This window comes from Microseira wollei NIES-4236, assembly GCF_020521235.1.
GTDB classification, from domain to species: Bacteria; Cyanobacteriota; Cyanobacteriia; order Cyanobacteriales; family Aerosakkonemataceae; genus Microseira; species Microseira wollei.
Genome location: NZ_BLAY01000494.1, coordinates 1 through 733, shown reverse-complemented (window position 1 = coordinate 733; position 733 = coordinate 1). Strand labels below are relative to the sequence as shown.

At 41.2% G+C, this 733-nt stretch carries 1 protein-coding gene; it reads right to left on the bottom strand.

Going from position 1 to position 733, the window contains the following annotated elements:
• Window positions 1–8: 8 nt before the first annotated feature.
• On the bottom strand, window positions 9–733 hold a 725-nt coding region (locus MiSe_RS49465; RefSeq protein WP_226594948.1), incomplete at its 5' end, for a group II intron maturase-specific domain-containing protein.

The window sequence follows — 733 nt, the reverse complement described above, 5'->3', positions numbered from 1 at the left end:
TTGTTGAACTAAGTCAGAGAGTCACCCCTCTGACTCGTCTTCAGAACCGGACGTGAGACTTTCACCTCATCCGGCTCCTCAGTTACAAGGTGCTTGTCACGCATACCAGCCATATCCTGAGCGGTTTTTAGGTCGTGGCAGTGTCGATGGAGTAATTGCTTATTATCTTTGGAATTTTTACCCCCATTGTTTGTAGGGATAATATGGTCGGTTTCTAATAAGTCTCCATCTCGAAAGTTTAATCCACAGTATGCACATTTGCCTTTTTGTTTCTTTAACAAAAAGGCTTTTTCTGGTGTCATTTCTGGGTGTGCCCCCATACGACTACTCCAGTATGTTAAGTCTCCGTCAAATGGACTTCTGTTGCCTTCAACTTTTGTATGTCTGATGACTTTAGTCTCAGAGTGTTGTAGGAGTTTGTAGGCGTTTTGTCCATCCCTAGTAGAGAATACCCAATTTTTATTGCCTTCCGAGTGCCAGTATTTAGCTTTGACCCATTGGGCATTTTTGTTGGGATGTCTTCTTCTTGTCCATGCCCTTAATTGTTGATAAAGGATATGGTCACAATAGCTGTAGGTGTCTTTACTAACTACCGTTGAGTAGTAATTAGACCAGCCTCTGATTATTGGGTTAACCTCCTTTATTATTTCCATTTGGGTAGAGGCTTTGTTGTTGGCTATTGTTTCTCCAATCTTTTGGATATGGAGTTTAACCTTATTTTTACTAGGTGTGA